The 4,627-nt window shown below is 70.8% G+C and carries 5 protein-coding genes; 2 read left to right on the top strand and 3 right to left on the bottom strand.

The features are described from left to right. The first annotated feature begins 72 nt into the window (after positions 1 to 72). Complete coding sequence (locus ACTHL9_RS06670) at positions 73 to 471, top strand: Hpt domain-containing protein (protein WP_440518065.1); 399 nt, start codon at positions 73 to 75, stop codon at positions 469 to 471. Positions 472 to 489: 18 nt separating this feature from the next. On the opposite strand, the gene ACTHL9_RS06675 is transcribed toward ACTHL9_RS06670, so the two are convergent. Further along, the gene (locus ACTHL9_RS06675; RefSeq protein WP_440518066.1) at positions 490 to 1,287 is read right to left on the bottom strand and encodes a response regulator transcription factor; all 798 of its coding nucleotides are present in this window, start codon (positions 1,285 to 1,287) and stop codon (positions 490 to 492) included. Positions 1,288 to 1,417: 130 nt separating this feature from the next. Between ACTHL9_RS06675 and ACTHL9_RS06680 the strand changes: the two genes are divergently transcribed. Further along, complete coding sequence (locus ACTHL9_RS06680) at positions 1,418 to 3,085, top strand: sensor histidine kinase (protein WP_440518067.1); 1,668 nt, start codon at positions 1,418 to 1,420, stop codon at positions 3,083 to 3,085. A 10-nt stretch (positions 3,086 to 3,095) separates the two neighbouring features. Here the strand turns inward: ACTHL9_RS06680 and ACTHL9_RS06685 are convergent, their stop codons facing one another. Then, positions 3,096 to 4,010 (bottom strand): tRNA pseudouridine synthase A, encoded by a 915-nt coding sequence (locus ACTHL9_RS06685; protein WP_440518068.1) that lies wholly within the window; start codon positions 4,008 to 4,010, stop codon positions 3,096 to 3,098. 31 nt (positions 4,011 to 4,041) lie between these two features. Further along, a partial coding sequence (rplQ, locus tag ACTHL9_RS06690; protein ID WP_440518069.1) for a 50S ribosomal protein L17 occupies positions 4,042 to 4,627 on the bottom strand: 586 nt, incomplete at its 5' end.

A 4,627-nucleotide genomic window follows, 5' to 3' on the forward strand; every position in this document is an offset into this window, starting at 1 on the left:
GGCCCGCCGTGATCAATACAATTGCTACATTGTCAGGACGGTAGGGGTCACATGAACCAGAAGGAGACGGTCATGACGGCACCCGATGTCCCCGAAGAAGCCGGGCGACTCCTGCCGCTCGTCGACCCCACGGCCCTTCGCGTCCTCGCCGAGGATGTCGGGGAGCGCTCCGCATCGTCGTTCGCCCGGGACTTCACCCGGATCTGGCCGCGCCGGCGCGAGGCGCTCGCCGCTGCCCTCGCCGGCACGGACCTCACCGTCGCGCTCGACGCCGCCCTGAGCCTGCGCACGTCCTCGACGATGGTCGGGGCAACCCGACTCGCGGCCCTCACCGAAGAACTCGAACGGCGTCTGCTGGCCGATGGCCCGCGAGCCGCGGCCGCGCTCGTCCCCGCGGTGAACGCTTGCGGCGAGCAGACCGTCGTCGAACTCGAGGAGTGCGACGGCGGCGCCCCGCCGAGCGCTGCCTAGGCGGCTGAATCAGGGCTTCTAGGCGGCTGGCGCCAACCGGTAGCCGACGCCCCGGACGGTGACCAGCCAGCGAGGCTGCCGCGGGTCATCGCCGAGCTTGCGGCGGAGGTTGCCGAGGTGGACCTCGACGGCGCGCTCGTCCGCCTCGCTCACGTACGTGTCCTCGCGATAGCGGTCCCCGCGCGCGATCCGGACGAGCTCGGCCCGTGGAATCACGGCGCCACCGGCGCGGATGAGGGCGTGCAGGAGGTCGAACTCGGTGCGGGTCAGCTCGAGCGTTCTGCCCGTGAGCGAGGCCGTCCTGGTTCTCGGGTCCAAGGTCAGGCCGCTGTGGCGCAGGAGCATCTCCGGATGCCTCAGCGGCGCGGGGGCATCCGCGGGCGCGGCTCCTTGAACGTGGGCTCCCGTGCGGGCGAGGGCAGGCTCGCTGGCTCCGACACCTCCGATGCGGGGGCGACGCATCATCGCCGCGATGCGCGCGCGCAGTTCGCGGGGCCTAAACGGCTTGGTGAGATAGTCGTCTGCGCCGGATTGCAGCGCGAGGATCGTGTCCGGCTCCTCATCTCGGGCCGTGAGCATCACCACGTACGCGTCGCTCGAGGCGCGGATCCGTCGAAGCACCTCGAAGCCGTCGATGTCGGGCAGGCCGAGGTCAAGGGTGACCACGGCGGGACCCTCGCGCCGCGCGATCTCTGCGCCCTCACGGCCGGTCGCGGCGCTGAGCACCTCGAATCCCGCCTGTCGCAGGACGTCCTCCACAAGGTGGCGAACGTCGTCGTCATCCTCGACAACTAGAGCAAGACCAAGGTCGTCCATCTCCGCCACTCCTCCGCACATGAGTGCGACAGTCTTGTCATTGAAGCTTTGACATTGTCATATTCTCATTACGGGGACGAATATCACACTGTCGGGACTGTAATTGGGGGATACGGGGAAGGAGCTGCGCGTGTCATCCCAGGAACAGGCTGTCTTCGACCGTGCCCACCGGTACCTCAACCGCGCCGGACCGCGGGCCAGAATAGCGCTCTGGCAACTGCCGCTCGTCCTCGCGATCGTCCTCGCCGCGCTCGCATCTCCCGCCGGATGGGAGGCCGCGCCGGACCGGCCGCTCGTCCTGGCCGGTCTGGCGGTCCAGTGCGTCGCGTGCGTCGCATGCCTGGCATTCCCGTGGGAGAAGTACTCCGATCAGGTCGCGCTGGCGATCCCGCTGCTCGACCTCGTGTCGATCGGCCTGTTCCGCAACGCTCCCGGCGGCCTGCTCCAAGGCCTCGGCACCCTCAGCGTCTTCCCGGTCATCTGGATCGCTGCGTCGATGCGGTCCGGCGCGTGGGCGTTGGCGGTGTGCTTTGTGGCTCCGATGATCATCGCCTCCCCCACCCTCGTCGACTTGTTCGCACGTGGCGTCCCTGCCGGTTCGAGCGGGTCTCTCCTCCTGCCGATCCTGCTGCTCATCGTCGCCGTCGCGATCCGTGCCGCGACGGCGGGCCTCCGGCTCCAGGAACGCCTGCTGCGCTCACAGCAGGCGGCGCTGCGAGACCTTCTCGTCGAGTCGCTCTCCACTGAGCGGCTGCTCACCACCACGCTCGACGCCGTCCACGTCGGCATCGTCGCTGTCGGCCCGGACGCCACGCCGAGTCGCTGGAACAGGCGGTTCGGGGAGCTCGTGGAGCCCCTCGGCTGGAAACTGCCCTCGCGCGGGGATGTCGGCGAGGCCGCGCTTCCGGTGTTCGCCGAGGATCGGCGGACCCCGATCCCCCCTGAGCAGCGTCCGCTCCGGCGAGCCGCCGCGGGCGAGCGGATCGACGGCGAGGTCGTCTGGCTCGGGCGGGGCAAGGACGCCGTCGCCCTCTCGGTCGTGGCGCGCCCACTCGCGGGTCCCGAGGGCGGCGCCGTTGTGGCCTTCGGTGACGTCACAGCCCTCGCGGGCGCCGTCGAAGACAAGGCCGAACTCGTCCGCACCGTCGCCCACGAATTCCGCTCGCCGCTCACCGCCGTCCTCGGCAATCTCGACCTCGTCCTCGAATCAGAGGCCATCCCCCAGGGCGACCGCCTCCGCCTCGAAGTCGCGCAGCGCAGCGCCGAACGCCTCCTCGACCTCGCGTCCGACCTCGTAGCCTCGTCCTCCAACGCGATCCCCGTCCGCCTCGAGACCGCCGAGCTCGGCACCATCCTCAGCACCCGTGCCGACGCAGCCCGCCTGGCCGCCGTCGCCGCCGGAGTCCGGCTCAGCCTCGACGTCGACAGCCCCCTCTGGGTGCGGGTCGACCCCCTGCGCATCGGGCAGGCCGTGGACAACCTGCTCTCGAACGCCATCAAGTACTCGCCCGACGGCGGAACCGTGGCCCTCCGCGCGTGCCGGGACGACGGCTGGGTTCGCGTCGAGGTGCGCGACAGCGGCATGGGCATTCCCCCGCACGAGCGCGAACTCGTCTTCGAGCGGTTCTTCCGCACATCGCAGGCGCGGCGCTCCGACATCCCGGGCGTGGGCCTCGGCCTGGCCATCAGCAGCTGGATCGCCGAACGGCACGGCGGCCGTCTCGAGTGCGACAGCGAGCCCGGCGAAGGCAGCGTCTTCACGCTCCTGCTGCCGGCGTCCGAGGTTGCCGCCGTCTAGCGGACGGCGCTCACGCCGGGTCCCTCAGCGCCCGGGTCTGCTCGGCCCGCGCGGCCAGCTCCTCCGCCGTCGCCGGATAGCCGACCTCCTCGAGGACCAGCGGATGCGCCGGGGCCAACCGCGTCTTCGCGTCCCGCACCCGCGCGAGCAGGCGCTCGTGCAACCACTCGGGCCGCTCGAGTCCCTCGCCGACGCGCAGCGCCGAGCCCACGAGCGCCCTGACCATGTTGTGGCAGAACGCATCCGCCTTCACGTGCGCGACCACCACACCCTCGTGCGTGCGCTCGAACGCGAATTCCTGCAGCTCCCTCACGGTGGTCGAGCCCTCGCGGGGCTTGCAGAAGGCGAGGAAGTCCTGCAGCCCCAGAAGCTGAGCGGCGGCGCCGTTCATTCGTCCGACGTCGAGCGGGGCCTTGTGCCAGAGGGTGATGCCGCGGAGCGTCGGATCCCAGTGCTCGGGACGGTCCGCGACCCGGTACGAATAGCGGCGCCACAGCGCGGAGAACCTTGCGTCGAAGCCCGCGGGAGGTACGACGACGCCGCGCACCTCGAGCGCGCCCGTCTCCTCCCCGAGCACCCGGCTGAGGGCGCCGCGGAGCCGACGGGCCAGGACATCTTCCGGGCTCGCGTCCGAGCGGCGCGGGAGCGCTTCCCACTCGTCTGTGCTCAGGTCCACGTGCACGACCTGCCCCCTTGCATGCACGCCGGCGTCCGTCCGGCCCGCGACAACCACGCGGATCTGACGGCGCAAGATCAGGGCGAGCGCCTCCTCAAGGGCGCCCTGCGCCGTCCGCAGCCCAGGCTGCACGGCCCACCCGCTGAAGGGGGCGCCGTCGTACGCGACGTCCAAGCGCACCCGAACTGCCCCGGGCGCAGAAAGACCCCCGTTCCCAGACGCGGGAACGGGGGTCTTCTCAGCTGTCATAAGCCCAACTTTACCGGGCCAGCAGCGGGACCTACTTGGCGTCGTCGTCCTTGGCCTCGGCCTCCGGGGCCTCCTCAGCCTCGGCCTCCGGGGCCTCCTCAGCCTCGGCCTCAGGGGCCTCAGCCTCGGGAGCCTCAGCCTCGGGAGCCTCGGCCTCAGGAGCCTCGGCAACCTCAGCCTCAGGGGCCTCAGTCTCGGCGCCCTCGGCCTCGGGAGCCTCAGCCTCAACGACGGGCTCAGCCTTCGGAGCCGCGGAGCGACGTGCAGCGCCCTCGGCCTCCTTCACCACGGCCTGCTTCGCCGAGAGCGGCTCGAGCACGAGCTCGATGACCGCCATGGGGGCGTTGTCGCCCTTGCGGTTGCCGATCTTGGTGATGCGGGTGTAACCACCCTCGCGGTCGGACAGCTGCGGCGCGATCTCCGTGAAGAGTTCGTGGATGATGCCCTTGTTCGTGTTCGTGCGGGCCGAGATGGCCGCCTGGACACGGCGGCGCGAGGCGAGGTCGCCGCGCTTCGCGAACGTGATGAGGCGCTCGGCGACCGGGCGGAGGCGCTTGGCCTTCGTCACGGTCGTCGTGATCCGCTTGTGCTCGAAGAGCGCAGCGGCAAGGTTGTTG

Source organism: Sinomonas sp. (assembly GCF_051955515.1).
Classification (GTDB): Bacteria; Actinomycetota; Actinomycetes; order Actinomycetales; family Micrococcaceae; genus Sinomonas.